Source organism: Bacillus sp. A01H (genome assembly GCF_045277205.1).
GTDB classification, from domain to species: Bacteria; Bacillota; Bacilli; order Bacillales; family Bacillaceae_G; genus Bacillus_A; species Bacillus_A paranthracis.
On record NZ_CP117702.1, the window covers coordinates 3929595 to 3955447 of the forward strand.

Consider the following 25853-nt stretch of genomic DNA (forward strand, 5'->3'; position numbering starts at 1 on the left):
AAGGAGTGAGCTTTTGCTCACTCCTTTTTATAGTAAATCTGCGGCTAGTTGAGCTAAATTAGATCGCTCCCCTTTAACAAACTTTACATGACCACTAATACGTTGCTCTTTAAACTTCTCTACAACGTATGTTAAACCGTTATTATATTCATCCAAATACGGATGATCAATTTGCTGAGGATCTCCCATTAATACGATTTTACTTTTTTCTCCTACTCTCGTTAGTATCGTTTTCACTTCATGCTTCGTTAAATTTTGTGCTTCGTCAATTATAATGAATTGATCTGGAATACTTCTCCCGCGTATATACGTAAGAGCTTCTACTTCTATCGAACCCATTCCAGCTAAAATAGCATCTAACTCTCCTGGTTTTTTCGTATTAAATAAATACTCTAGATTATCAAAAATCGGTTGCATCCACGGTCTTAACTTTTCTTCTTTTTCTCCCGGTAAATAACCGATATCTTTCCCAACTGGAACAATTGGCCGTGCAACGAGTAGTTTTTTATATAACCCTAAATCTTCCGTTTGCATGAGCCCCGAAGCTAAAGCTAGTAATGTCTTTCCTGTACCAGCTTTCCCTGTTAGCGTAACTAGTGGAATATCTTCACGAAGCAACAATTCTAATCCCATAATTTGCTGCACATTTCGTGGTCGTATTCCCCATACTTGTTCATTTGGAAAAATAAGTTTCTTTACCTTCTTACCTAAATGATCCACAATGCCTAGTGCTGAACTAGATCCACCTAACGCATCTTTCATTACTACAAACTGATTTGGATAAAAAGGATGATTTGCAATTTCGGATAAAGGCAATTCGCCTTTTTCATAAAAATAATCCAATTGTTCTTTTGATATATATCCTTCTAAAAATCCTGAATATATATTTTCCACTTCAATAACCCGATCACTTAAATAATCTTCCGCCTTTAAACCTATTGCATCTGCTTTTACCCTTACGAGCACGTCTTTACTTACTAAAATAACAGACTTCCCGTCCTCTTTTTCTTGTTCTTCTAAAGATAGATTTTTTGCTACAGCTAAAATTCGATTATCATTTGTTTTTTCTACAAAAATATCTTGTAGTTGGACAAACGAACGATGATTTAATTCAATACGAAATGTACCGCCGTTTTCTAGCGGAATACTTTCATGCAGTTTTCCTATTTCACGAAATTTGTCTATTAACTTAGATACATAACGAGCGTTTCGTCCTACTTCATCCATATAACGTTTTTTCGAATCAACCTCTTCTAATACAACTGCTGGAATCACTACTTCATTGGTTTCAAATGAAAAAATAGATAAAGGATCCTGCAAAAGTACATTCGTATCTAACACATAAATTTTATCCAACCTGTTACCCCCTGACTCCACTTTTAAATTTGTAGAACAAGGGTTTCATCCATAAAATATGGACGAACCATTGTTATAATTATATGTACCGTATAAACGAGGTAGAATCGAAATTTATAGCCATTAAACCTTTTATTTATTTTTTATTCATTTCTATTCAATATATTACTTTTAATTATAATTATTAACATAAAATCACAATAAGTGATTACAAAAGTTAATAACTGACTTTCTTATTTATCACATTTATAATTCTTTCATTCCTGCTAGTACTTGGTTATCGAGCTTTTTAGCTGCACGAAGATCATACGTTTTTTCATATGTTGGCTCAATTGCAAGTTTTGCACCATAAAACATAACATCACGTACTTCTTGTACATTTACTTCTATTACAGTTAATTTTAGAGGAATGCCTTCCATTCTATCAGTCAAAATTTCACCTGCACCACTTATGGAAAATACGGATTCATTCGCCATTATAGTCAATACCACTCCAGTACTATGTCTTATATTTTCCACAATACGTGAACGTTGATCTACTGCAAATCGAATACTAGTTTTACTCACTGCATACACCCAAGAAATAGCACTTACGTTAGGAACTTGTTTTTCAAAATCTGTTGTTGCTACCATAACAATACACTCTTTACGTAACGTTTGTACTAAATCATCTGTTAATGTGGGCTCTACTACATTCGCCATATTTCCACCTCCAAATATACTTCATATATCCTTATCATAACCTATTTTTTGAATTGCGAAAATATTATTTTTTCCCACTATTATTCAAAAACATTACACTTCCATGATATACTTATACTGATAGAATTCGTATTGAGGTGACGAAATGAGAGTCAAATGTATGATTTGTGATAAAAAAGATATGTTAGATGATGAAAATCCTATGGCAAAAAAGCTGCGTAATCGCCCTATTCATACATATATGTGCATGGAATGTTCGGAACGAATTGCTGAACGTACGATGGAACGTCATGCAAGTGGTAATTTCCGATTATATCGTGATAAAAAAGTCGAAGACGATTGGTAAAATATAAATAAGTCCTTTATCAATATGATAAAGGACTTATTTATATCTTTCAGGTTCGCGATTCATTTGATCCAAAAAACAATCAATAGCTTCTAATGGAAACCTTGCAGATTTTCTTTCTCCATTTATTTCATATGTAACTAAATACATTTCCTCGTTCTTCTTAACTTCCACATTTCTCAATTTATGTTCTTCATATATCATATTTTGAAATAACAAATACGTTTCTTTTGCAGCACTATCATCCGGACGTGCTTCGGCAACTGTTTTAATTGTTAACCAATTATATAACGCATCTTGTACGGAACGCATAAAACTCCCCCTCATCCTGCTTTTTGTTGTCTTGCTTGACGTAATCGCAACCTATAAATCCCAAGTACAATTGCTGCTACAACAAGCCCCTCTCCAACAGGTAAAAAAACTGCAAAGAAAGTTAACACTGTACACCCAATCGCTAACGATATATATATCACTATATTTTTTATTATAGATAGTTTTCTTGCAAAACCTAAATTATACACAAGTGCACTTAATATAATAATGACGCCATACAGTAACCACATCCCTAGCTCTGGATTTTCATCGACTTTACATAACTTCGCAAAAAACGACATTCTTTCTAACACCATTTATCCCCCTTCCTCATAAATCAAACCATTTTTCTTTATGTACTTAATACAAGAGTAACCTGTGAAAAAAATACTGTCCACAAAAAGAGTAAATATTCTAAAAAATAAACATAAAAAAACAGCTACCTTAATTAAAGGTAGCTGTTTTACTATTTTACGCTTCTACAGATTTCTTTTTCTTAGCAGCTCTTTCACGTTCGCTCTTATCAAGAATCTTTTTACGTAAACGAATTGATTCTGGAGTTACTTCACAGAACTCGTCATCGTTTAAGTACTCTAATGATTCTTCTAAAGTCATTAAGCGTGGTTTTTTCATTGTTGAAGTTTGATCTTTCGTCGCAGAACGAATGTTAGTTTGTTGTTTCATTTTCACAACGTTAACTGTTAAGTCATTCTCACGAGTGTGTTCTCCGACAATCATACCAGCATATACTTCTGTACCTGGTTCAACGAAGATTACACCACGATCTTCAACTTGCATAATACCGTATTGTGATGCTTTTCCTGTTTCAAGTGAAACTAGAACACCTTGACGACGTCCACCAACTTGTCCAGCGTGTACTGGTTGGTAGCAATCGAATGTATGGTTTAAAATACCGTAACCACGAGTTAATGTTAAGAATTCTGTTGTGTAACCAATTAAACCACGTGCTGGAACCATGAAAGTAAGGCGAACTTGACCGTTTCCGTTATTCACCATATCTAACATTTCACCTTTACGAGCACCCATAGATTCCATAATAGAACCAGTGTATTCTTCAGGTACATCGATTTGTACACGCTCTACAGGCTCACATCTTACGCCATCAACTTCTTTAATAATTACTTCTGGCTTAGATACTTGTAGTTCATAACCTTCACGACGCATGTTTTCAATTAAGATAGATAAATGTAGTTCCCCACGTCCAGATACGATCCATGCATCAGGAGACTCTGTATTATCTACACGTAAACTTACATCTGTTTCTAATTGTGAACGAAGACGCTCTTCGATTTTACGAGATGTAATGTATTTACCTTCACGACCTGCAAATGGACTGTTATTTACAAGGAACGTCATTTGTAGTGTTGGCTCATCAATACGTAATAATGGTAACGCATCTTGATGTTCAACTGGACATACTGTTTCACCAACGTTAATGTCTTCCATACCAGAAACAGCTACTAAGTCTCCAGCTTTTGCTTCTTCAATTTCTTGACGTTTTAATCCCATGTAACCAAATAATTTTGTTACGCGGAATTGTTTTACGCTTCCGTCTACTTTCATTAAAGCAACTTGTTGTCCAACCTTCATTGTACCGCGGAATACGCGTCCAACTCCAATACGTCCAACATAGTCGTTGTAATCAAGAAGTGCTACTTGGAATTGAAGTGGCTCTTCGCTGTTATCAATTGGTGCAGGAATATGTTCAATAATTGTATCAAATAATGATTTCATATTCTCTTCTTGATTTGCTGGGTTTGAATCTAAGCTTGCTGTTCCGTTCATTGCTGATGCAAATACAACTGGGAACTCTAATTGATCTTCGTTTGCACCAAGTTCGATGAATAAGTCGATTACTTCATCAACTACTTCATCAGGGCGAGCGAAGTCACGGTCAATTTTATTTACTACTACGATTGGAGTTAAGTTTTGCTCAAGAGCTTTCTTTAAAACAAATCGTGTTTGTGGCATACAACCTTCATATGCATCAACAACAAGTAAAACACCATCAACCATTTTCATAATACGTTCTACTTCTCCACCGAAGTCAGCGTGACCTGGTGTATCTAAAATGTTAATTCTTTTATCTTCATAGTGAATCGCAGTATTTTTCGCTAAAATTGTAATACCGCGCTCTCTTTCTAGATCATTTGAATCCATTGCGCGCTCTTCAACGTGTTCGTTCGCACGGAAAGTCCCCGCTTGACGTAATAACTGGTCAACAAGTGTTGTTTTACCATGGTCAACGTGGGCAATAATTGCTATATTACGTAAATCTTGTCGTTTTTTCAACATGTCCAACTCCTAATGTCTTTTTAATCCTTCTCTATTATAAGAGCGAAGGGGATACAATAGCAATTAAAATAAAATCAAGAATGAAAATATAGTTGTATTCTTACTTTTGTGAAAGTAAAATGAGATTGGAGGGTGAAGAAATGGAACACATTCAATATCGCTTTTTATTAACTGCAATTATCGGTGTTATTTTCTTAATTGGTATCGGCATTATGATTGCTGAAAATAGTCCAATCGGTATTATTATTTGCATTATCGGCACATTTGTTACAGTTGGATACGGTTTTGTAACAAAAAGAAAAATGCGTAAATCGCAATAACGTCAAAAAGTAAGAAGCCTGTATACAGCCTCTTACTTTTTTTGTTACTTGGATATAAAGTGAAACTTTAATCAGTGGTTTTTTTCTTCATCTCCCACTGATTATCAGCCCTCACCAATCGGGATAAACGATAACACTTCTTCATACACCCCTGGCTTCGCAACTAATACGCTACTCTTCTCTACGATAGAAAGTGGCGCTCCGGAGAATGTTGTTACCTTGCCTCCAACTTCCTCTACAATTATCTGTCCCCCACCAAAGTCCCATGGTGATAATCTAGGTGTTACATATGCATCGATTCTTCCAGTTGCAACGTATACCATCTCTAATGCTGCACAGCCATATGATCTCGTGCCTCTTGCTTTCTTAACAAGTGCCATCATACTTTCCATATTAAGCAATGGATTGTCGGTAAGCCATATCGCATTTAAAGCTACAATACCTTGCTCTACAGTACCTTTTTCTAATAAAGGTATCGGTACTTCATTACAAAATGCTCCAGCCCCTTTTAACGCATGATATAATTCATCATGAACTGGATCATAAATAAGTCCAATCTTTCCGATACCGTTCTCATAAATTCCAATTGAAATTGCAAAATTTCTTTTTTGGTGAACAAAGTTCATCGTGCCGTCAATTGGATCAATTAACCAAACAACCCCGTCAGAAGAAGTTACCTCGTCTCCATAGCCCTCTTCACCTAAAATATGATGATGTGGGAATGTTTCTTTAATTTTCCCAATTAAAAACTGTTCTATTTCTCGGTCCATATTTGTTACTAAATCAGCTGCATTTGATTTTGTTTCTATAATAAGTGCTTTTTTCATTGATGCCATTAAATGCTCTCCCGCATCCCGAATCCACTGTTTGGCGTGTGCATCGATGTCTTTCCATACTTCTTGCATGTTTAAACACTCCGATCTATACTGTTCACAGAAAAAACGAACCCTTTATAAGGTTCGCACCAACTAATTTTTTATACATATACTATTATTACGCTTCTAAACGAATCATTTCAAGTCTTAACACTTCTAACTTTTGTACACACTCTTCTTTTTTCTGTTTATCATCTTCCATCATCGCATCATATAAAGTTGCTAATTCATAATCTAGCTCCAAACGTAGCACCGGTATTCTCTTTTCAGCATCTGTTCTCTTTAACGCATTAATCACCTGTCTCATATTATTTGCCTCCTCCCAATATTCGTCTGCCCTCGGACTAGAATTAATTCAATTTTCTGATTTTTTGTTTTATACTATACTATGTTGGATAAATCATCTATGCAACAAAATTATATTTTTTTATTTAAATTTTTTTGTGCTGTTTTTTTTATGAATAGTACAAGCTATGCTAAAATAAAAGCAAAATAGGAGTTGGAGGAACAATCATGACACTACAAACATTCAAATCAACTGATTTTGAGGTCTTTACAGTTGATGGTCTCGAAGAACGAATGAGTGCAATTAAAACGAACATTCATCCTAAGCTAGAAGCTTTAGGGGAACAGTTTGCAGCGTATTTATCCAAACAAACTGATGAGAACTTTTTTTATCATGTAGCAAAACACGCACGTCGCAAAGTCAATCCACCAAACGATACTTGGGTTGCTTTTTCAACAAATAAACGCGGATATAAAATGCTACCACATTTCCAAATTGGATTATGGGGTACTCATGCCTTCATATACTTTGGTTTAATCTATGAGTGTCCACAAAAAGTGGAGACGGCTCACGCCTTCTTAGAACATATAAATGATTTAAAAACAAATATTCCAAATGACTTCGTTTGGTCCATTGACCATACTAAACCAAGTGTAAAATTACATAAAACACTTGAAACAAATGATTTACAAAAGATGATTGAACGTCTAGCTACTGTAAAAAAAGCAGAATTATTAGTTGGTATTCATATATCACCAGAGGAGTTTTCAGCAATGACCAACGAACAATTCCTTGCTAAGATTGAATCTACGATGCAATCACTCCTTCCTTTATATGCACTTTGTAATCGATAGTAGAAAACGGACAATTTATATTGTCCGTTTTTAGTTGTTATCACATTATATCACTTCAGTTTTTATTTTTCAAAATATTTTTTACATTTTCACAAGCTTTTCTTCTTCAATTTCTTTAGCCTTCTGAATCGCACGGTATATAGAATATCCACTTACTTCTTGAAACTCTTTATCAATTTTCTTTTCTTCTGCTTTCGATGGAACAATCTCTTTAAAACGACGATATAAACCCATTAATTCTTCTCTTACAATTCCTTTTTCATATGCTTTCTCAATCGCTTCATAAAACTTCACAATTGTAACCATTTCCTCATTTGACCAATCATAATCTAACGGATATTGATATTCCATTTCGCACCTCATTTATCATTTCTTCTTATTTCAATACGCTATCTTAAAGTGATTTTTTCTACTTCACTATAGTCACTTTGCATTATACACTATTTATTCATTTTAATGGAATTGCCTTCCACTAGAAGTTAGTAGGCAGCTACTATTTAACATACTCACCGTAAAAATATTTTTTGCTATACATCTATAATTATTGGTGATATAATGCTTTTGTTTTATAGGAAATAAAGTGAAGCTCCCATCTCAAAAAAGCTTTTGTGAATGGCAGAAAAACAAGTCTCATTCTAAAAAAGAACTTAACTTTTTTAGAACAAGATTATATAAAACAAACTCTAATAAATATAAAAAAAAGAAGGGGTGTATAGATTGTCCCAATACGAAACACCATTGTTTACCGCTTTAGTTGAGCACAGTAAGCGAAATCCAATTCAATTCCATATTCCAGGTCATAAAAAAGGGCAAGGCATGGATCCTGAATTTCGCGAATTTATTGGGCATAATGCATTAGCAATTGATTTAATTAACATTGCGCCGCTCGATGATTTACATCATCCAAAAGGTATGATTAAAGAAGCACAAGATTTAGCAGCCGCTGCATTTGGTGCGGATCATACTTTCTTTTCTATTCAAGGTACAAGTGGCGCAATAATGACAATGGTGATGAGCGTTTGCGGTCCTGGTGACAAAATACTAGTGCCACGAAACGTGCATAAATCAGTAATGTCAGCTATTATTTTCTCAGGTGCAAAACCTATTTTCATGCATCCTGAAATCGATCCAAAACTTGGTATTTCACATGGAATCACAATCCAATCTGTCAAAAAAGCACTTGAAGAGCACTCAGATGCGAAAGGCTTACTTGTTATTAATCCAACATACTTTGGCTTTGCTGCGGACTTAGAACAGATTGTACAATTAGCACATTCTTACGATATCCCTGTACTCGTTGATGAGGCTCATGGTGTTCATATTCATTTTCACGATGAACTGCCGATGTCAGCGATGCAAGCCGGTGCAGATATGGCAGCAACGAGTGTTCACAAATTAGGTGGATCTTTAACGCAAAGTTCTATTCTTAATGTAAAAGAAGGCCTTGTGAACGTAAAACATGTTCAATCTATTATTAGCATGCTTACGACTACATCAACGTCTTACATCTTGTTAGCCTCCCTAGATGTTGCTAGAAAACGTCTTGCTACAGAAGGAAAGGCGCTCATAGAACAAACAATACAATTAGCGGAACAAGTTCGTAATGCTATAAATGATATTGAACATCTTTACTGTCCAGGGAAAGAAATGCTAGGTACGGATGCTACTTTTAACTATGATCCTACAAAGATAATTGTATCTGTAAAAGATTTAGGTATTACAGGCCATCAGGCTGAAGTATGGCTTAGAGAGCAATATAACATTGAAGTAGAACTCTCAGATTTATACAACATACTATGTCTTGTCACTTTTGGGGATACAGAAAGTGAAACGAATACACTTATTGCGGCATTACAAGATTTATCAGCAACATTTAAAAATAAAGCTGATAAAGGTGTTCAAGTGCAAGTAGAAATTCCAGAAATACCTGTGTTAGCACTTTCTCCTCGAGATGCTTTTTATTCGGAAACAGAAGTCATCCCATTTGAAAATGCAGCAGGTCGTATTATAGCTGATTTCGTTATGGTTTATCCGCCAGGGATTCCAATCTTTACTCCGGGGGAAATTATTACACAAGATAACTTAGATTATATTCGTAAAAACTTAGAAGCAGGTTTACCTGTACAAGGTCCTGAAGATATGACATTACAAACATTACGCGTGATTAAAGAGTACAAGCCTATCAGTTGATAGGCTTTTCTTTCACCCTTTTGGCCTTTTCTCATACGATATTATGTAATGTAACGTATAGGTGGGGATACTATTATGATTGTAATAGGCCGTTCTATTGTACATCCTTATATCACAAATGAATATGAGCCATTTGCAAATGAGAAACAACAAATTTTATCTATAATGGCAGGAAATCAAGAAATCTATTCCTTCCGAACATCTGGTGAACTCAGCTTTGATCTAAATTTGCGTGTTAATATTATTACTTCTGCATTAGAACTTTTTCAAAGTGGTTTTCAGTTTCGTACATTTCAACAATCTTTTTGTAACCCTCAGTATTGGAAAAGAACATCTCTTGGAGGATTCGAGCTCCTTCCAAACATACCCCCTTCCATTGCCATACAAGATATTTTCAAAAACGGAAAACTATATGGAACTGAATGTGCCACCGCTATGATCATTATTTTTTACAAAGCTTTACTAGCATTATATGAGGAAGAAACTTTCAACCGTCTCTTTGCAAACCTTTTACTTTATACGTGGGACTACGATCAAGATTTAAAGCTCATAACAAAGACAGGTGGTGATCTTGTCCCAGGTGATCTCGTTTACTTTAAAAATCCACAAGTGAATCCAGCTACAATCGAGTGGCAAGGAGAAAATACTATCTATCTAGGAAATTTCTTTTTTTATGGGCATGGCGTAGGTGTAAAAACAAAAGAAGAAATTATATACGCATTAAATGAGCGACGAGTCCCTTACGCTTTCATTTCCGCTTTCTTAACCGATACTATTACCCGTATTGATAGCCGTCTCATGAGCTACCATGCTTCTCCTAGCACACCACAGACATCCATAGGATTTATTCCGATTAGAGATGATGCAATTGTTGCAACAGTTGGCAACACAACTACAGTTTATTAAAAAAAGCACCTACATATGTAGGCGCTTTTTTTATTTAAGCTTTTGAATGTTCTTTATGGTCACAGTCGCAATGAGATCCACATTTCCCGTATAGTACTGTTGATTTTTCATCTTCAAAATGTCCGATTGTTCCTTCACATACTTGGCATACGATTGTTCCCATTTTTCATTTCCCCCTGAGTTTTAATAGTAATCTATTTATTTATTTATCATTAAGCTTTCGCATTATCTCTACTAGCACAGTCACAATTTGTTCCGCATTTTCCGTAAAGCACTGTCGTTTTTTCATCTTCAAAATGTCCGATTGTTCCTTCACATACTTGGCATACGATTGTTCCCATTTTTCATTTCCCCCTAAGTTTATGGTCCTAAAAACTTTCAGCTGTCCATTTCCTATCAATTATTGGGCTTTTGTATGCTCTGTGTGATCACATCCGCAAGATCCACATTTCCCGTAAAGTACTGTTACTTTCTCATCCTCGAAGTGTGCAATTGTACCTTCACAATCTTGACATACGATTGTTCCCATTTTTCATTTCCCCCTAAGTTTATAATCCCAAAAACTTTTGTAACCGCTTAACTTTCTGTCTTTATTTTAATATGTTATACTTTTTACGTCAATAGGTTTTTAGTATAACACATTAAATATTTTAAATTTAAATTAGTATGCGATATTCAAATAAAAAACAGCCATATTTATACGTACGACTGTTTTACATTATTTATTCTTCGTATTCCGCATGCAAAGATGTAGATGGAACTAGAAATGAGAAAAACTGAGATAACTCAGCTGCTTCCTCTTCTGAGCCTAATTTGAAAACTTCCTGTAAATGTTGAACATTCTCTACATCATCTCGTCCAAGTAAAGTAGACCTTCCTGTTTGCATGCAAACAATAAGTGGCTTTCCAAAGAACATATTTGTATAAATAACACCAAAATCATAACGATTATCATGTGTCATAAACCCCAAAAATCGTACCTTCACACTTTCATGCTCATCATACAATTTTTCAAACATCGGTTTCCACCTTTCTACATCACCTTTCATTAGTATATTAAACAAAAAAAGGAATACTCCTTTTAATTGTCAAAAAATTCAGTAGGATGTAGAATGAGAGTATTCTACTAAGTTAGGGGGAACTTATATGCAACATGCCTTTATTACGCTTGTACCTAAATCCAATCAACAATCTGTTTCAATAGATGATATAAAACAACTTTTTCATTATTATAAAACAGTTACTTCCAAAACCGGTGTTCAAATTAATTACGCTTATACAAATACCGCTTTTCCGTATGAAATTTTAGATACATCAGCAACAACATTCAAACTACAATCTACTCACGATCGATATGACTCCATTTATGTTGGTGTCGGTATAGAAAAGGAACAAACTTATATTCAAGTTTCTTTACCACCTAATGCAACATTTGGTGATAAAGGAAAAGCAAATGAATTTTGCCGTTTTCTAGCGAAGAAATTAGAAGGAGAGTTAAAATTATTTAATGGAAGAACAATGTATTTCTATAAACGTTAATTTAAAAAATAGAAAATATAATTAAGAAAAGTATGCAATTTGAACACGTAAGGAATAATGCCTGCTTTCTAATTTGCAATACAAAATATGCGATCACATATGCTAAATAAAGAAATACAAAAAATAGAATAACTTTATAATGCAACTTATCACCATTTGACAATGATAATACAACGGAAAAACCACTCCATAATAAAAAATGATAAAATATAACATGTAATATTCTCATGGAACCTTCTCCTTTGACATGCTCTATTTTATTAATATATGGTATTAAGTTTGAATCAATTACATATTACACGAAAGCATATATATGGCTTTTGGATTTATATATGTTTTAACAATTCAATTAAATTATTATATATTCATTCGACAAGTACGTATAAAGACCTTGCAAGCCACTTTTATTATAAAATAAAAAATAGCCCATCTCTTTAAATAAGAGATGGGCTATTTTCATTACTTAAATTATTTTACAATGTGAATTGGCATTCCAAGAGCAACTTCAGCTGCTTCCATTGTGATTTCACCTAATGTTGGGTGAGCGTGGATTGTTTGAGCGATATCTTCTGCTGTCATTCCAGCTTCGATAGCTAAACCAATCTCAGAAATAATATCAGAAGCGCCTGCACCTGCAACTTGAGCACCTACAAGAAGACCATCTTCTTTACGTGTTACAAGTTGTAAGAAACCGTCAGTGCTGTTTAATGATAATGCACGACCGTTAGCAGCGAATGGGAACTTAGATACAGTTACAGTCATTCCAGCTTCTTCAGCTTGTTTCTTAGTGTAACCAACAGATGCTAATTCTGGATCAGTGAAGCATACTGCAGGAATTCCGATGTAATCGATAGCTGACGCATGGCCACTAATTGCTTCTACAGCTACTTTACCTTCGTAAGAAGCTTTGTGAGCTAATGGTGGTCCAGGAACGATATCACCGATTGCATAGATGTTTGGTACATTTGTACGACATTGCTCATCGATTTCGATGATGCCGCGGTCAGTCATTTTAACTCCAACTTGCTCAAGACCGATTTCTTGAGTGTTTGGACGACGACCTACAGTTACTAATACGTAATCTGCTTCTACAGTTTGGATTTCACCTTTAACTTCGAAGCTAACTTTTACGCCAGTTTCTGTTTCTTCAACGCCTTTAGCCATAGCTTTTGTATGGATTGTTACGTTACCTTTTTTCTGTAGAGCACGTTTAACAACAGAGCTCATAGCTTTTTCGAAACCAGCTAAGATTTCGTCGCCAGCTTCTACTACAGTAACTTCTGTACCGAAGTTAGCATATGCAGTACCTAATTCCATACCGATGTAACCGCCGCCGATTACAACAAGTTTTTTAGGAATTTCAGGTAAGCTTAAAGCACCTGTAGAGTTGATAACACGTTTAGAGTATTTGAATCCTGGAATTTCGATTGGTGTAGAACCAGTTGCAAGAACAGCATTTTTAAACGTATAAGTTTGAGCTGCATCTTCAGTCATTACGCGTAATGTGTTAGCATCTACGAAGTAAGCTTCACCGCGAATGATTTCAACTTTGTTACCTTTAAGAAGGCCTTCAACACCGCCAGTTAATTTCTTAACTACGCCGTTTTTCCATTCTTGAACTTTTGTAAAGTCAACTTTTACGTTCTCTGCAGTGATACCCATGTCATCAGAATGCATTGCATTCTCATAACGATGACCTGCATTGATTAACGCTTTTGAAGGAATACATCCAACGTTTAAGCATACGCCACCAAGGTTAGCTTTTTCAATAATCGCTACCTTTTGACCTAATTGTGCTGCACGAATTGCCGCAACGTATCCACCAGGACCTGCACCAACAACGACTGTATCTAATTCAATTGGGAAATCTCCTACTACCATTGTTATTACGCCTCCATTACTAATAATTGTGGGTCATTCAATAGACGTTTAATTTGGTTTAATGCTTTTTGAGCAGTTGCGCCGTCAATTAAACGATGGTCAAAGCTTAGAGATAATGCTAATACTGGAGCTGCAACGATCTCACCGTTTTTCACAACTGGTTTCTCAGCGATACGGCCGATACCAAGGATTGCTACTTCTGGGTGGTTGATAACTGGAGTGAACCATTGTCCACCTGCAGAACCAATGTTTGTAATTGTGCAAGAAGCGCCTTTCATTTCAGCAGGAGCTAAACGACCTTTACGTGCTTTACCAGCAAGATCATTGATCTCGTTAGAAATTGTGAAGATAGACTTGCGATCTGTATCTTTAACAACTGGTACTAATAGACCTTTGTCTGTATCAGCTGCGATACCGATGTTGAAGTAATGTTTATGAACTACTTCTTGAGAAGCATCATCTAAAGAAGTGTTTAACATTGGGTATTCACGTAATGCAGATGTTAAAGCTTTAACAACGTATGGAAGGTAAGTTAATTTAATACCTTTGTCAGCTGCCACAGCTTTGAACTTCTTACGATGAGCAACAAGTTCAGTTACATCTACTTCATCCATTAATGTTACGTGAGGAGCTGTATGTTTAGAGTTAACCATTGCTTTCGCAATTGCTTTACGGATACCACTCATTTTCTCACGAGTTTCTGGATATTCACCAGCTGGGATTGGTTGTGCTTTTGGTGCTTCTTCTTTCGCTGCTGCTGGAGTAGCTTCTACTGCTGCTGGAGCCTCAGTTGCTGCTACTGCTTGTCCACCATTTGCAAATGCATCGATGTCAGCTTTTACGATACGACCGTTCTTACCAGAACCAGCTACTTTATGAATGTCTACGCCGTTTTCACGAGCATATTTACGAACAGATGGCATAGCGATTACGCGCTCATTTACTACTTCTGCAGTTGCTGCTGGAGTAGCTTCAGCTTTAGGAGCTTCTTCTTTTGCTTCTTCAGCTTTAGGAGCTTCGTCATGATCGTCGCCTTTAAATTTAAGGTTTTCGTATCCAGGAGCATCAAATTTAATTAATGTATCTCCAACTACTGCAACCGTACCTTCTTCTACAAGTACTTCAAGTACTTTACCTTTAACAGGAGAAGGAATTTCTACTACTGCTTTATCATTTTGTACTTCAAGAAGTACGTCGTCTTCGTTTACTTCGTCGCCTGGTTTAATAAACCATTTTACGATTTCACCTTCGTGGATACCTTCACCGATATCTGGTAGTTTAAATTCAAATGCCACGGAATTCAGCCCCCTGATTCATTTCTTTATTATGGAATATGGCAAAAGAAATCAGCATGTGCTGATTTCTTTTGCACATGAATAAGTAAAAATTAGAAGTTCATTACTTTGTTAACAGCTTCAACAATATCTTTATGGTTTGGTAACCATACGCTCTCAGCTTGAGAGAATGGGAATACTGTATCAGCAGCTGCAACACGTACAACTGGAGCTTCTAAGTTTAAAATTGCACGGTCGTTAATTTCCGCTACAACGTTAGCTGCAATACCAGCTTGTTTTTGAGCTTCTTGAACTACAACTACGCGGCCTGTTTTTTCAACAGAAGCGATGATTGTTTCGATATCTAATGGTTGAACTGTACGTAAGTCAACAACTTCTAAAGAGATACCTTCTTTTTCAAGTTCTTCAGCAGCTTTTAATGCAGCGTGAACCATAGCACCGTAAGCGATAACAGATACATCTGTACCTTCACGTTTGATGTCAGCTTTGCCTAAATCAATTGTGTATTCACCTTCTGGTACATCTTGACGGAATGAACGGTACAATTTCATATGCTCTAAGTAGATAACTGGATCGTTGTCACGAATCGCAGAGATTAAAAGACCTTTTGCATCGTATGGAGTAGATGGAATAACAACTTTTAGACCAGGTTGTTGAGCCACTAAACCTTCTAAGCTATCAGCATGTAGTTCAGGAGTATGAACACCACCACCGAATGGAGAACGAACTGTTACTGGAGCAGTCCAACGTCCACCAGAACGGTAACGCATACGAGCTAATTGACCAGAAATTGAATCCATTACTTCATAAACGAAACCGAAGAATTGGATTTCTGGAACTGGACGGAATCCTTCAAGTGCAAGTCCAACTGCAAGTCCACCAATACCAGACTCTGCAAGTGGAGTATCCATTACACGGTCTTCACCGAATTCAGCTTGTAAACCTTCAGTAGCACGGAATACACCGCCGTTTACACCAACGTCTTCACCAAACACAAGTACGTTAGGGTCATTTTTCATTTCAACGCGTAAAGCATCAGTGATTGCTTGAATCATTGTCATTTGAGCCATGGCTTACTTCGACTCCTTTTCTTTGTAAATTTCATATTGTTCAGCTAAGTTGTAAGGCATTTTTTCGTACATGATTTCCATTAAATCAGTAACTTTTTGTTTTGGAGCTTGGTCAGCCTTAGCAATTGCTTGTTTGATATCTTCTTTTGCTTCTTCGATTACTTTCTCTTCAACTTCTTGAGACCATAGGCCTTTGTTTTCTAAGAATGCACGGAAGCGTACGATTGGATCTTTTTGTTCCCATTCGTTCTCGATATCTTTTGTACGGTAACGAGTTGGGTCATCACCAGCCATTGTATGTGGACCGTAACGGAATGTTAAAGTCTCGATTAAAGTAGGACCTTCACCATTTACTGCACGCTCACGAGCGAAAGCAGTTGCTGCGTATACAGCTAATGGATCCATACCGTCTACTTGAATTCCGTAAATACCTGCTGCTACTGCTTTTTGTGCTACAGTTTTAGCTGCAGATTGCTTTTCTACTGGAGTAGAGATTGCATAACGGTTGTTTTGTACAACGAAGATTGCTGGAGCTTTGAATGCACCCGCAAAGTTCATACCTTCGTAGAAGTCACCTTGTGAAGCACCACCGTCACCAGTGTAAGTAATTGCAACAGATTTTTTACCACGTAATTTCATACCTAACGCAACACCAGCAGTTTGGATGATTTGCGCACCGATGATGATTTGTGGAGCAAGTGCATTTACGTTCTCAGGCATTTGGTTACCCATGAAATGTCCACGAGAGAATAAGAATGCTTGGTATAATGGTAAACCGTGCCATACTAATTGTGGCACATCACGATATCCTGGTAAGATGAAATCTTCTGCTTCAAGTGCGAAATGACTTGCTAATTGAGAAGCCTCTTGTCCAGCTGTTGGTGCGTAGAAACCTAAACGTCCTTGACGGTTTAAAGAAATAGAACGTTGATCTAGTACGCGAGTATACACCATACGGCGCATTAATTCTTTTAATTGATCATCAGATAATTCAGGCATAGCTGCTTCATTCACAACTTCGCCTTTTTCATTTAAAATTTGTAATGTTTCAAATTGAGCTGCGATAGCTTTCATTTGCTCATCAACATTAAATAGGGTCTTTTTTGTTTTAGTACCCATTCCGTTCACCTCTTCCTCTCTTGAACCATATTCTGAAACGCTTTCACTATCTATTAGCTAGATGGAAACCGCAACAATGTAAACCAACAAATTTATTTGTCGGTTGAGAATAATTTTGTGTACCTAACAATCTGTACTAATGTTTTTTCAGAAACATATTAATACAATCTTGATCACGTTTTTTAGTTTACAACTATTCTAATTACGATGTCAATTACTTTGAATACGTTTTTTTATAAATAATCTGCAGGTTTCTCCTACACAAACGTGTTTTTATTTTTCACATCTGTATTAGTAAGCATTAACCTACTGTTATATTATTCCCTTTTTAACTTGTTTTTTCTCTTAGAATAATATGTAAACGATTTAATTCCCTTTAGTTTTTCTCTCTTCTTAGCAAAAATATACAAACTCTTCTTCCTTTTATAGGTAATTACCCATACATTTCTACTCTTCCCTCCATACATTATAGTAACCGCAGTATTAGCGGGAAATGATAAAGGAGGTCATCTCATGTACGGATATTCATATTGCTATCCAACTTGTTCATATCCTTCCTACGGTTATGGCGGTTCTTGTGGTGGGTCTGGACGCGGCTTCGCCTTAATCGTTGTGTTGTTTATTCTTTTAATTATCGTTGGTGCTGCTTGCATTCGCTAATGTAAAATGAAACAACTATGGAAAGAAAGAGACGGCTCTGCCGTCTCTTTCTTTTTATTCCTACATAACCGATCTATCTTCCCCTTACTTGCCGATGACTTTTTCCATCTCCTTTGGTAGACTAAAAAGGAAAGGAGAGATTACATATGCTTACAATGAAAGATGTAATTCGCGAAGGAGATCCTATTTTGCGAAACGTTGCAGAAGAGGTAGTACTACCAGCGAGCGAAGAAGATACAAATACTCTTAAGGAAATGATTGAATTTGTAATAAATAGCCAAGATCCTGAAATGGCTGAAAAATATAGTTTACGCCCTGGAATCGGATTAGCGGCTCCGCAAATCGGTATTTCAAAAAGAATGATTGCGGTTCATGTAACAGATACGGACGGTACGTTATATAGTCATGCATTATTTAATCCAAAAATCATTAGCCATTCTGTTGAACGTACATATTTACAAAGTGGTGAAGGCTGTCTATCAGTAGACCGTGAAGTACCTGGTTATGTCCCTCGTTATACAAGAATTACAGTGAAAGCAACTTCTATTAACGGCGAAGAAGTAAAGTTACGTTTAAAAGGGTTACCAGCAATTGTATTTCAACATGAAATTGACCATTTAAATGGTGTTATGTTCTATGATCACATTAATAAAGAAAATCCATTTGCCGCTCCTGACGATTCAAAACCTCTAGAGCGATAGTAAAAAAGGCGGAATATACTCCTCCGCCTTTTTACTATATGAAATAGATTCCATATTCACTTATAGCAATCCAGCCCATTTTAAACCATGATATATACCGTCTTCACTAACATCCTTTGTCACATGATTTGCAAGTTTTTTCAAGTCTTCATGACCATTCCCCATCACAATACCTGTCCCAACTGCTTCAATCATTTCTAAATCATTTAAGCCATCCCCAAATGCATACACTTGTTCACGGTTAAATCCTAGCTTTTCAATGAATTTCTCAATCCCTTTTGCCTTAGAACCACCATTTGGAATAATATCCATTGAATACGCATGCCAGCGAATAAAATGAAAGTCTGGGTACTGATTTATAAACTTTTCTTCTTCATTTACTTCACAGAAAAGAAGTGTTTGATAAATATTACGCTTCTCATAAAAATCAGGTTCATATGCCGGATGCTCAAAATGTAAACTGCCAAACCCTTCTTTCACATAATCATGATATTCCACTGATGCTCTCATTTCTTGATGATCAAGATATACAAGTGGATATCCTTCTTGTTTTGCAAACTGAGTAAACTTATGTAGAGCAGCTGGATGTAATGGGTTATTAAATACTACCTCATCTTCAAATACAACGTACTGTCCATTAAAGCTAACATAATTGTGGATATTAAGTTCCTTACGAATATCTTCGAACATAAATGGCGCACGTCCTGTCGCAATTGCTACATGCACGCCTTTTTCTTGTAACTGCCTTACTGCGTCTCGCGTAGATTGCGGAATCTTCTTATCATGATCTAATAATGTTCCATCAATATCAAAAAAGACAATTTTATCATTCATTTGTCAAAATCCTTTCTGTTACTCTATATTCCTATTTTGATTATCGCTTTTCAAATACTAAAAAAAAGTATAACATATTAAACATCTGTGAAGAAAGCGTTCACTTTCTGACCTTATTTATGAAACCTGCATATATATATTAGTAAAAAATGTGGATACTTGTTCGTATGAATTTTCTTTTCTATTCTTTCTCATACTATAGCTATAACTAACGGCTACTAATCGTTACTATAGAATAACTTTCTCTGTATGAGAAAAGACAAGATTCAACATTCACTTTTGTCCTCTTTCTTATATCAGAGACGGCGTTTTCACTAGTAATATGCATGTTTAAAATAAGGAAAGGAAGGAGTAATCATGCTGAAGAAGCTGAAGAAAAAGCTGAAGCGTTATTTAAAAGATCTAGTCCGTAAAAAGACGATCGCTTAAATTATGCCCATTTCGGGCTTTTTCTTCATTCTCATTCGAAAAAACATGAAAATCGTGACTGTTTGCTTTATAATAAGTAACAGATAATGCAAAACATAGACAAGGAGAGGTTTTCCAAATGATTTTTAAAGTATTTTATCAAGAAAAAATGACTGAGGTTCCAGTACGTGAAAATACAAAAGTTTTATATTTAGAGGCTACGTCTGAGAAGGATGTTCGTACAAAATTAAATAAGTTCGCATATAATATCGAATTCGTTCAGTCTGTGACTGGCAATCATCTTGAATATGAAAAAGAAAACGCTGATTTAACATTAGCGGAAATCGTATAGTCATATGAAATTTCTAAAGAATGATCAAGCAGCCGTTTTTGCTTTAGGTGGTCTTGGTGAAATCGGTAAAAATACATATGCTGTTCAATTTCAAGATGAAATTATTATAATTGACGCTGGAATTAAGTTTCCAGAAGACGAACTCCTCGGAATCGATTATGTAATACCAGATTACACTTATTTTGTGCGAAACGAAGATAAAATTAAAGGGCTATTCATTACACATGGTCACGAAGATCATATCGGTGGAATTCCTTACTTATTACGTCAAGTGAACATTCCGATTTATGGCGGAAAATTAGCAATTGCACTAATCAAAAACAAATTAGAAGAGCACGGATTACTTCGTAAAGCAAAGCTTTATGAAATTCAAGAAGATGATGTTATTAAATTTAAAAAGACATCTGTTTCCTTCTTCCGTACAACTCACAGTATCCCAGATTCATACGGAGTTGTTGTGAAAACACCTCAAGGACAAGTGGTTCATACTGGAGATTTCAAATTTGACTTCACACCGGTTGGTGAACCAGCGGACTTAACAAAAATGGCTGAAATCGGAAAAGACGGTGTACTTTGTCTCTTATCTGACAGTACAAACAGTGAAGTTCCAAACTTTACAATGTCTGAGCGCCGTGTTGGTGATAGTATTCAAGATATTTTCCGCAAAGTAGAAGGTCGTATTATCTTCGCAACCTTTGCATCAAATATCCATCGCTTGCAACAAGTCGTTGAAGCGGCTGTTGAAAACAATCGTAAAGTGGCTGTATTTGGCCGAAGTATGGAGGCAGCGATTGAAATCGGACAAAACCTCGGTTATATTCGCTGTCCGAAAGATACATTCATAGATGCATCTCAATTAAATCGTCTACCGGCTAATAAAGTTGTTATTTTATGTACAGGTAGTCAAGGGGAGCCAATGGCAGCACTTTCACGTATTGCTAATGGTACCCATCGTCAAATTCAAATTATTCCTGGCGACACAGTTGTGTTCTCTTCTTCACCAATCCCTGGTAATACAATTAGTGTAAGCCGTACAATTAATATGTTGTACCGTGCTGGTGCTGATGTAATCCACGGAAAACTGTCAAACATTCACACGAGTGGACACGGTGGACAAGAAGAACAAAAACTAATGCTTCGTCTAATTAAACCGAAGTATTTCATGCCAATTCATGGTGAATATCGTATGCAACGTATGCATATGAAATTAGCAAATGATTGTGGTATTCCAGAAGAAAACTGTTTCATTATGGATAATGGTGATGTTCTTGCCTTACGTTCAGATGAAGCAAGTGTAGCTGGTAAAATACCATCTGGATCTGTTTATATTGACGGAAATGGTATTGGAGATATCGGTAATATCGTATTACGCGATCGTCGTATCCTTTCTGAAGAAGGACTTGTTATTGTCGTTGTAAGCATTGATATGAAAGAATTTAAAGTTGCAGCAGGGCCTGATATTATCTCACGTGGTTTCGTTTATATGCGCGAAAGTAGTGATTTAATTAATGATGCTCAAACATTAATTACAACTCATTTAGAAAAAGTAATGGAACGTAAAACAACGCAATGGTCTGAAATTAAAAATGAAATTACAGATACATTAGCACCATTCCTATATGAGAAAACGAAACGTCGCCCAATGATTTTACCAATCATTATGGAGATATAAGAAAAAGGACAATACCTTTATGGTATTGTCCTTTTCTCTTATCTTAAAAAGTGCTTGAAACGATCTACTTCATCGTCATGACCAATTACAATTAATATATCTCCCGCTTGAATGTTTTCCGTAGCTCGAGGAGATACAATAACTTCTTTACCACGTTTAATCGCTACAATATTCAATCCAAACTTCGCACGAATATCTAATTCGATTAAAGAATGACCATCGATTTTTTTATTTGCAATAATCTCTACAATACTATGCTCATCTGAAAGCTCAAGATAGTCTAATACATTACTTGATGCAATATTATTAGCAATCCTTTTTCCCATATCACGCTCTGGGTGCACAATGTGATCTGCTCCTATTTTACTTAATACTTTTTCATGGTAATCATTTTGAGCTTTTACAGTAATATTTTTTACACCTAACTCTTTCAGAATTAACGTTGTTAAAATACTTGAATTCAAATTGTCCCCAATCGCAACGACTACATGATCAAAATTACGAATACCAAGACTTTTTAATACCATCTCATCTGTTGAATCTGCAATTACAGCATGTGAAGCTATATTTGCAAACTCATTAATTTTATCCTCATCTGAGTCAATTGCCATTACTTCCATACCTAATTGAGCAAGTTCTCGACAAATACTTCCACCAAAACGCCCAAGCCCAATGACAGCAAATTCTTTCTCTTTTTCACCCACAGGAATTCCTCCAATAACATCGAATACTATGTATTTTTATTGTAACATACTTTAGATTTGCTACAAAAACCTGTATATCATTCTTTATTTTTGTTTTTGCATATAAAAATACTGTTGTAAATAAAATGCGATACTGAAAATTAACATACCAAATACAAATATGTTTCCAAATGAACTAAACGTTTCAAAAACGAATAATAACGTTTCTTGTCCGAAGAAAGCAAATAATAGTTGTGTGAATGCGAATAGCAATGCCAATATATAATGGTGTTGATGAAATAAATAATGCGTTGCACCTAAAAAAGCGATAAACGAAAGAATAAAAATCCACCAATTTTCTAAAAACAGTTGCCAATTCGTAAATTGATACCCATTTACTAATATCGCAATAATTGCTATAACCGCCATCGTTGGCACACTCCATAACAATGCACGCCCTCTAAAGAAATGCGTACCTTTTACATCTCCCTTTTCATTTGCAATGTATGTTAGCACGACAGTACTTATATACAACACAGAGAGAATTGTTAAAACAATTATGAGCCAAAAATGCAACTGATAATATTCATGTTCTATATTCGTCACGATAGCAGCTAGCATACACGGTATTAGCATTCCCGTCCAACCATCTACTTTTCTCTCATTCCAAAATACCGTATTACCAATACGAATTCCTAATAGCATAAAAATAATGATACCTAGTACAAATAATGTAGTCTTATTTCCTACTAAGCTCGTTGAAAAAGCAATTAATCCAATAAATAAAAAAAGAACGAACCCATTCATAATTTCTAGTACAGGTGATAAATACCTTTTCACCCAGTTGTATGTCTCTTCATATTCATTATTATTCGCTAAACGGTAGGCATAAAAACTTATCCCAAAATAAACCGCCGCAATAATAACATATGTATATAAAACAAAACATAAAATCGCACTGCTAATCTGCACGTAATTCCCCACCCTTTTTTCTACGTTTCACCTTGATTTTACACACTTTCCACACGAATTGTAAACATATATAAGCTAGTTAACTAATCATCTTCTCAATAAGCGATAATGAATAATGAGCAGCGGCTCAAAACCACTGCTCATTATTTTATCCATTTGTATGCCGATGTGTACTCAAAACAAATATGAAAGATGTTTTCACCTTGGAACTAACGAATACCCACCAAGTTGGCGAGCAAATTTACTTTCTAGTTCCCTTCCATTTTACATATTGATCTAAAAATACGATAGCTTTCTCAATAGCCTCTTCATCTGGCTTTAATTTTGCGTGATGTAAACCATATTCTGAATTTACCCCAAGCCAAAACATAAATCCAGGAATCTCTTGAAGCATATAACCAAAATCTTCACCTGTCATTGCCTCAGTACATGTAATTACTTTCATATCAGTTTGTTCACTTACAAATTGCATAAACTCTCTCGTTAATGCTTCATGATTGTATACTTGATGATACATCGCTCCGTAGTCAATAACGGCTTCACATTGGAAGGAAGCTTCTATACCTGCAACAATTGCCTCAATCCTACTTTTAACACGGCTCATCGATTCCACTGATAACGTTCGGATCGTTCCCTCTAATCGAGACTTTTCTGCTATGATATTTTGAACTGTACCGCCTGTTATTTTTCCGATTGTAATTACTGCACTATCAAGTGGGTTTACATTACGACTAATAACAGACTGAAGCTGTGTAACAAGGTGACTAGCTGCGACAATCATATCATTTGCAGTATGAGGATAAGCTGCATGTCCACCTTTCCCCTTTAAATCAACATATAACTCTGATGTATTTGCAAATAATAGCCCCTCTTTTGTAGCAATTGTCCCTACAGGGTATTCAGGTGCAATATGAAGGCCGAGAATAATATTTGGCTTCCATTCTTTTAACTCTTCACTCTCTAACATAGGAAGAGCCCCTCCAGGCCCTTCTTCAGCTGGTTGGAATAGAAATACAAGGTCATCATCTATTCTTTCTGTTACAGCTGCTGTTAGAAGGCCTAAACCGATTGTCGTATGTAAGTCATGTCCACATGCATGCATCATTCCTTCATGAACAGAAGCGAACTCATATCCAGTTTCCTCTGTAATTGGTAAACCGTCTATATCTGCGCGATAACCTATAACTTTTTCTGGATTTTTTCCCTTTACTTTAACAATGACACCCGTTCTCCATACTTTCACTTCCACATGTTCATTCGAAAGCGTTCCTATGTAATCTAAAATATACTGTTGTGTTTTCCACTCTTTAAATCCAATTTCCGGTATTTTGTGTAAGTCTCTACGAATTTGAACGAATTTGCTTACTGCCATTTTTGCACCTCTATCTATAAAAAGCGTAAGAGCCTGTTTATGCTCTTACGCTTTTTTGTTTTTATTTCTCTGGGTTTAATTGACGAAGTTCTTGTTTAATTTCAGTTTTTGCTTTTGTCTTCTCATCAATCTCTTTAATTACACGTGCTGGAGTACCTGCTACAACTGTATATGGAGGTACATCTTCTGTTACAACAGCTCCTGCTGCTACAACTGCACCTTTACCTACTGTAACTCCCTCTAACACAACTACGTTAGCACCAATAACAACATCGTCTTCAACGATAACTGGTTTTGCTGAAGGTGGCTCAATAACACCTGCAAGTACTGCGCCTGCACCTACGTGACAGTTCTTACCAACAGTTGCACGTCCACCAAGTACCGCGTTCATGTCGATCATAGACCCTTCACCAATTACAGCACCGATATTAATTGTTGCATTCATCATAATAACAGCGTTGTCGCCGATTTCAACGTGGTCACGAATAATCGCACCTGGCTCAATACGAGCTTTAATACCTTTTAAATCAAGCATTGGAATTGCAGAATTACGACGGTCATTTTCAACAACGTAATCAACAATGTACTTGCTATTTTCATCTAGAATTGTCTTAATTTCAGACCATTCTCCAAATAATACACCAGACTTTTTATTTACAAATGCTTGTACCGTTTCAGGGAATGTTACTTCTTTTAAATCCCCTTTTATGTATACCTTTACAGGAGTTTTCTTTTCACTTTTTTGAATAAACGAAATAATTTCGTTAGCGTCCATCATTTTCATTCTTGTTGCCTCCTAAATCCATTTATAATGTTACTCTACCAAACGATA

32 protein-coding genes are annotated in these 25853 nt (G+C 35.9%); 10 read left to right on the forward strand and 22 right to left on the reverse strand.

Annotated elements, in window-relative coordinates; genetic code table 11:
- Positions 1 to 27: 27 nt before the first annotated feature.
- Complete coding sequence (locus tag PSR14_RS20675; RefSeq protein ID WP_000358084.1) at positions 28 to 1356, reverse strand: PhoH family protein; 1329 nt, start codon at positions 1354 to 1356, stop codon at positions 28 to 30.
- A gap of 246 nt (positions 1357 to 1602) precedes the next feature.
- Positions 1603 to 2058, reverse strand: a complete 456-nt coding sequence (locus PSR14_RS20680; RefSeq protein ID WP_000024588.1) for a pyridoxamine 5'-phosphate oxidase family protein — start codon at positions 2056 to 2058, stop codon at positions 1603 to 1605.
- A 145-nt stretch (positions 2059 to 2203) separates the two neighbouring features.
- Here PSR14_RS20680 and PSR14_RS20685 point away from each other — a divergent pair, with 145 nt between their 5' ends.
- Positions 2204 to 2404 carry a YlaI family protein gene (locus PSR14_RS20685; protein ID WP_001995040.1) on the forward strand — a complete coding sequence of 67 codons (201 nt, stop codon included), beginning with the start codon at positions 2204 to 2206 and terminating at the stop codon, positions 2402 to 2404.
- 36 nt (positions 2405 to 2440) lie between these two features.
- Here PSR14_RS20685 and PSR14_RS20690 read toward each other — a convergent pair whose 3' ends face one another.
- The 3 genes from PSR14_RS20690 to typA form a co-directional block, all read right to left on the reverse strand.
- A complete protein-coding gene (locus PSR14_RS20690) occupies positions 2441 to 2716 on the reverse strand; it encodes a hypothetical protein (protein ID WP_098487747.1) in 276 nt (91 codons plus the stop codon).
- A gap of 11 nt (positions 2717 to 2727) precedes the next feature.
- A complete protein-coding gene (locus PSR14_RS20695) occupies positions 2728 to 3030 on the reverse strand; it encodes a YlaH-like family protein (protein WP_000893666.1) in 303 nt (100 codons plus the stop codon).
- 157 nt (positions 3031 to 3187) lie between these two features.
- A complete protein-coding gene (gene typA, locus PSR14_RS20700; RefSeq protein ID WP_000914763.1) occupies positions 3188 to 5032 on the reverse strand; it encodes a translational GTPase TypA in 1845 nt (614 codons plus the stop codon).
- A 140-nt stretch (positions 5033 to 5172) separates the two neighbouring features.
- On the opposite strand from typA, the gene PSR14_RS20705 reads away from it, so the two are divergent.
- Positions 5173 to 5352, forward strand: coding sequence for a DUF5325 family protein (locus tag PSR14_RS20705; RefSeq protein ID WP_000400127.1), 180 nt, complete (start codon positions 5173 to 5175; stop codon positions 5350 to 5352).
- A gap of 104 nt (positions 5353 to 5456) precedes the next feature.
- Here the strand turns inward: PSR14_RS20705 and PSR14_RS20710 are convergent, their stop codons facing one another.
- Positions 5457 to 6257, reverse strand: a complete 801-nt coding sequence (locus PSR14_RS20710) for an inositol monophosphatase family protein (RefSeq protein WP_001158692.1) — start codon at positions 6255 to 6257, stop codon at positions 5457 to 5459.
- A gap of 88 nt (positions 6258 to 6345) precedes the next feature.
- Positions 6346 to 6534 (reverse strand): hypothetical protein, encoded by a 189-nt coding sequence (locus PSR14_RS20715; protein ID WP_001250164.1) that lies wholly within the window; start codon positions 6532 to 6534, stop codon positions 6346 to 6348.
- A 206-nt stretch (positions 6535 to 6740) separates the two neighbouring features.
- On the opposite strand from PSR14_RS20715, the gene PSR14_RS20720 reads away from it, so the two are divergent.
- Positions 6741 to 7367 carry a YktB family protein gene (locus PSR14_RS20720; RefSeq protein WP_000175082.1) on the forward strand — a complete coding sequence of 209 codons (627 nt, stop codon included), beginning with the start codon at positions 6741 to 6743 and terminating at the stop codon, positions 7365 to 7367.
- A gap of 81 nt (positions 7368 to 7448) precedes the next feature.
- On the opposite strand, the gene PSR14_RS20725 is transcribed toward PSR14_RS20720, so the two are convergent.
- Positions 7449 to 7718 carry a UPF0223 family protein gene (locus tag PSR14_RS20725; protein WP_000456556.1) on the reverse strand — a complete coding sequence of 90 codons (270 nt, stop codon included), beginning with the start codon at positions 7716 to 7718 and terminating at the stop codon, positions 7449 to 7451.
- Positions 7719 to 8084: 366 nt separating this feature from the next.
- Here PSR14_RS20725 and speA point away from each other — a divergent pair, with 366 nt between their 5' ends.
- Together speA and PSR14_RS20735 are read left to right on the forward strand one after the other, a co-directional pair.
- Complete coding sequence (gene speA / locus PSR14_RS20730; protein ID WP_000084881.1) at positions 8085 to 9557, forward strand: arginine decarboxylase; 1473 nt, start codon at positions 8085 to 8087, stop codon at positions 9555 to 9557.
- 75 nt (positions 9558 to 9632) lie between these two features.
- A complete protein-coding gene (locus PSR14_RS20735) occupies positions 9633 to 10463 on the forward strand; it encodes a protein-glutamine gamma-glutamyltransferase (protein WP_000635351.1) in 831 nt (276 codons plus the stop codon).
- 34 nt (positions 10464 to 10497) lie between these two features.
- Here PSR14_RS20735 and PSR14_RS20740 read toward each other — a convergent pair whose 3' ends face one another.
- From PSR14_RS20740 to PSR14_RS20755, 4 genes are all read right to left on the reverse strand, one after another.
- Complete coding sequence (locus PSR14_RS20740; RefSeq protein WP_000536793.1) at positions 10498 to 10626, reverse strand: GapA-binding peptide SR1P; 129 nt, start codon at positions 10624 to 10626, stop codon at positions 10498 to 10500.
- A 49-nt stretch (positions 10627 to 10675) separates the two neighbouring features.
- Complete coding sequence (locus PSR14_RS20745) at positions 10676 to 10804, reverse strand: GapA-binding peptide SR1P (protein WP_000536805.1); 129 nt, start codon at positions 10802 to 10804, stop codon at positions 10676 to 10678.
- 59 nt (positions 10805 to 10863) lie between these two features.
- Positions 10864 to 10992 (reverse strand): GapA-binding peptide SR1P, encoded by a 129-nt coding sequence (locus PSR14_RS20750; RefSeq protein ID WP_000536778.1) that lies wholly within the window; start codon positions 10990 to 10992, stop codon positions 10864 to 10866.
- A gap of 193 nt (positions 10993 to 11185) precedes the next feature.
- Positions 11186 to 11482 carry a DUF3055 domain-containing protein gene (locus PSR14_RS20755; RefSeq protein ID WP_001993838.1) on the reverse strand — a complete coding sequence of 99 codons (297 nt, stop codon included), beginning with the start codon at positions 11480 to 11482 and terminating at the stop codon, positions 11186 to 11188.
- 127 nt (positions 11483 to 11609) lie between these two features.
- Between PSR14_RS20755 and PSR14_RS20760 the strand changes: the two genes are divergently transcribed.
- On the forward strand, positions 11610 to 12002 hold the full coding sequence (locus PSR14_RS20760) for a DUF1885 family protein (protein ID WP_001163309.1): 393 nt from the start codon (positions 11610 to 11612) through the stop codon (positions 12000 to 12002).
- Between the two features lies 1 nt (position 12003).
- Here the strand turns inward: PSR14_RS20760 and PSR14_RS20765 are convergent, their stop codons facing one another.
- From PSR14_RS20765 to pdhA, 5 genes are all read right to left on the reverse strand, one after another.
- A complete protein-coding gene (locus PSR14_RS20765) occupies positions 12004 to 12231 on the reverse strand; it encodes a hypothetical protein (protein WP_001221351.1) in 228 nt (75 codons plus the stop codon).
- A gap of 239 nt (positions 12232 to 12470) precedes the next feature.
- Positions 12471 to 13883 (reverse strand): dihydrolipoyl dehydrogenase, encoded by a 1413-nt coding sequence (lpdA, locus tag PSR14_RS20770; protein WP_000260111.1) that lies wholly within the window; start codon positions 13881 to 13883, stop codon positions 12471 to 12473.
- A gap of 5 nt (positions 13884 to 13888) precedes the next feature.
- Positions 13889 to 15178 (reverse strand): pyruvate dehydrogenase complex dihydrolipoyllysine-residue acetyltransferase, encoded by a 1290-nt coding sequence (pdhC, locus tag PSR14_RS20775; RefSeq protein WP_406644053.1) that lies wholly within the window; start codon positions 15176 to 15178, stop codon positions 13889 to 13891.
- Positions 15179 to 15270: 92 nt separating this feature from the next.
- Positions 15271 to 16248 carry a pyruvate dehydrogenase complex E1 component subunit beta gene (pdhB, locus tag PSR14_RS20780; protein ID WP_000068166.1) on the reverse strand — a complete coding sequence of 326 codons (978 nt, stop codon included), beginning with the start codon at positions 16246 to 16248 and terminating at the stop codon, positions 15271 to 15273.
- A 3-nt stretch (positions 16249 to 16251) separates the two neighbouring features.
- Positions 16252 to 17367, reverse strand: a complete 1116-nt coding sequence (gene pdhA / locus PSR14_RS20785; protein ID WP_000536893.1) for a pyruvate dehydrogenase E1 component subunit alpha — start codon at positions 17365 to 17367, stop codon at positions 16252 to 16254.
- A gap of 513 nt (positions 17368 to 17880) precedes the next feature.
- On the opposite strand from pdhA, the gene PSR14_RS20790 reads away from it, so the two are divergent.
- Positions 17881 to 18027 carry a YjcZ family sporulation protein gene (locus tag PSR14_RS20790; protein ID WP_000274562.1) on the forward strand — a complete coding sequence of 49 codons (147 nt, stop codon included), beginning with the start codon at positions 17881 to 17883 and terminating at the stop codon, positions 18025 to 18027.
- Between the two features lie 146 nt (positions 18028 to 18173).
- Entirely contained in the window at positions 18174 to 18728 is a 555-nt protein-coding gene (gene def / locus PSR14_RS20795) for a peptide deformylase (protein ID WP_000957059.1), read from the forward strand.
- A gap of 60 nt (positions 18729 to 18788) precedes the next feature.
- Here the strand turns inward: def and PSR14_RS20800 are convergent, their stop codons facing one another.
- Entirely contained in the window at positions 18789 to 19562 is a 774-nt protein-coding gene (locus tag PSR14_RS20800) for a Cof-type HAD-IIB family hydrolase (RefSeq protein ID WP_000998288.1), read from the reverse strand.
- Positions 19563 to 20109: 547 nt separating this feature from the next.
- On the opposite strand from PSR14_RS20800, the gene PSR14_RS20805 reads away from it, so the two are divergent.
- Positions 20110 to 20322 carry a DNA-dependent RNA polymerase subunit epsilon gene (locus tag PSR14_RS20805; RefSeq protein ID WP_000576444.1) on the forward strand — a complete coding sequence of 71 codons (213 nt, stop codon included), beginning with the start codon at positions 20110 to 20112 and terminating at the stop codon, positions 20320 to 20322.
- A 4-nt stretch (positions 20323 to 20326) separates the two neighbouring features.
- Positions 20327 to 21994 (forward strand): ribonuclease J1, encoded by a 1668-nt coding sequence (gene rnjA, locus PSR14_RS20810; RefSeq protein WP_000670368.1) that lies wholly within the window; start codon positions 20327 to 20329, stop codon positions 21992 to 21994.
- 38 nt (positions 21995 to 22032) lie between these two features.
- Here the strand turns inward: rnjA and PSR14_RS20815 are convergent, their stop codons facing one another.
- The 4 genes from PSR14_RS20815 to dapD form a co-directional block, all read right to left on the reverse strand.
- On the reverse strand, positions 22033 to 22698 hold the full coding sequence (locus tag PSR14_RS20815) for a TrkA family potassium uptake protein (protein ID WP_000504032.1): 666 nt from the start codon (positions 22696 to 22698) through the stop codon (positions 22033 to 22035).
- A gap of 84 nt (positions 22699 to 22782) precedes the next feature.
- The gene (locus PSR14_RS20820; RefSeq protein ID WP_001167329.1) at positions 22783 to 23649 is read right to left on the reverse strand and encodes a hypothetical protein; all 867 of its coding nucleotides are present in this window, start codon (positions 23647 to 23649) and stop codon (positions 22783 to 22785) included.
- A 241-nt stretch (positions 23650 to 23890) separates the two neighbouring features.
- Positions 23891 to 25021 (reverse strand): N-acetyldiaminopimelate deacetylase, encoded by a 1131-nt coding sequence (locus PSR14_RS20825; RefSeq protein ID WP_000301165.1) that lies wholly within the window; start codon positions 25019 to 25021, stop codon positions 23891 to 23893.
- 61 nt (positions 25022 to 25082) lie between these two features.
- Positions 25083 to 25805 carry a 2,3,4,5-tetrahydropyridine-2,6-dicarboxylate N-acetyltransferase gene (gene dapD, locus PSR14_RS20830; RefSeq protein ID WP_000783248.1) on the reverse strand — a complete coding sequence of 241 codons (723 nt, stop codon included), beginning with the start codon at positions 25803 to 25805 and terminating at the stop codon, positions 25083 to 25085.
- Between the last annotated feature and the right edge of the window lie 48 nt (positions 25806 to 25853).

Coding starts and splice junctions, on each gene's coding strand:
- PSR14_RS20680 (WP_000024588.1), bottom strand. CDS start 2,058: ATGGCGAATGTAGTAGAGCCCACATTAACAGATGATTTAGTACAAACG.
- PSR14_RS20685 (WP_001995040.1), top strand. CDS start 2,204: ATGAGAGTCAAATGTATGATTTGTGATAAAAAAGATATGTTAGATGAT.
- PSR14_RS20690 (WP_098487747.1), bottom strand. CDS start 2,716: ATGCGTTCCGTACAAGATGCGTTATATAATTGGTTAACAATTAAAACA.
- typA (WP_000914763.1), bottom strand. CDS start 5,032: ATGTTGAAAAAACGACAAGATTTACGTAATATAGCAATTATTGCCCAC.
- PSR14_RS20705 (WP_000400127.1), top strand. CDS start 5,173: ATGGAACACATTCAATATCGCTTTTTATTAACTGCAATTATCGGTGTT.
- PSR14_RS20710 (WP_001158692.1), bottom strand. CDS start 6,257: ATGCAAGAAGTATGGAAAGACATCGATGCACACGCCAAACAGTGGATT.
- PSR14_RS20715 (WP_001250164.1), bottom strand. CDS start 6,534: ATGAGACAGGTGATTAATGCGTTAAAGAGAACAGATGCTGAAAAGAGA.
- PSR14_RS20720 (WP_000175082.1), top strand. CDS start 6,741: ATGACACTACAAACATTCAAATCAACTGATTTTGAGGTCTTTACAGTT.
- PSR14_RS20725 (WP_000456556.1), bottom strand. CDS start 7,718: ATGGAATATCAATATCCGTTAGATTATGATTGGTCAAATGAGGAAATG.
- PSR14_RS20735 (WP_000635351.1), top strand. CDS start 9,633: ATGATTGTAATAGGCCGTTCTATTGTACATCCTTATATCACAAATGAA.
- PSR14_RS20740 (WP_000536793.1), bottom strand. CDS start 10,626: ATGGGAACAATCGTATGCCAAGTATGTGAAGGAACAATCGGACATTTT.
- PSR14_RS20745 (WP_000536805.1), bottom strand. CDS start 10,804: ATGGGAACAATCGTATGCCAAGTATGTGAAGGAACAATCGGACATTTT.
- PSR14_RS20750 (WP_000536778.1), bottom strand. CDS start 10,992: ATGGGAACAATCGTATGTCAAGATTGTGAAGGTACAATTGCACACTTC.
- PSR14_RS20755 (WP_001993838.1), bottom strand. CDS start 11,482: ATGTTTGAAAAATTGTATGATGAGCATGAAAGTGTGAAGGTACGATTT.
- PSR14_RS20760 (WP_001163309.1), top strand. CDS start 11,610: ATGCAACATGCCTTTATTACGCTTGTACCTAAATCCAATCAACAATCT.
- PSR14_RS20765 (WP_001221351.1), bottom strand. CDS start 12,231: ATGAGAATATTACATGTTATATTTTATCATTTTTTATTATGGAGTGGT.
- lpdA (WP_000260111.1), bottom strand. CDS start 13,883: ATGGTAGTAGGAGATTTCCCAATTGAATTAGATACAGTCGTTGTTGGT.
- pdhB (WP_000068166.1), bottom strand. CDS start 16,248: ATGGCTCAAATGACAATGATTCAAGCAATCACTGATGCTTTACGCGTT.
- pdhA (WP_000536893.1), bottom strand. CDS start 17,367: ATGGGTACTAAAACAAAAAAGACCCTATTTAATGTTGATGAGCAAATG.
- PSR14_RS20790 (WP_000274562.1), top strand. CDS start 17,881: ATGTACGGATATTCATATTGCTATCCAACTTGTTCATATCCTTCCTAC.
- def (WP_000957059.1), top strand. CDS start 18,174: ATGCTTACAATGAAAGATGTAATTCGCGAAGGAGATCCTATTTTGCGA.
- PSR14_RS20800 (WP_000998288.1), bottom strand. CDS start 19,562: ATGAATGATAAAATTGTCTTTTTTGATATTGATGGAACATTATTAGAT.
- PSR14_RS20805 (WP_000576444.1), top strand. CDS start 20,110: ATGATTTTTAAAGTATTTTATCAAGAAAAAATGACTGAGGTTCCAGTA.
- rnjA (WP_000670368.1), top strand. CDS start 20,327: ATGAAATTTCTAAAGAATGATCAAGCAGCCGTTTTTGCTTTAGGTGGT.
- PSR14_RS20825 (WP_000301165.1), bottom strand. CDS start 25,021: ATGGCAGTAAGCAAATTCGTTCAAATTCGTAGAGACTTACACAAAATA.
- dapD (WP_000783248.1), bottom strand. CDS start 25,805: ATGAAAATGATGGACGCTAACGAAATTATTTCGTTTATTCAAAAAAGT.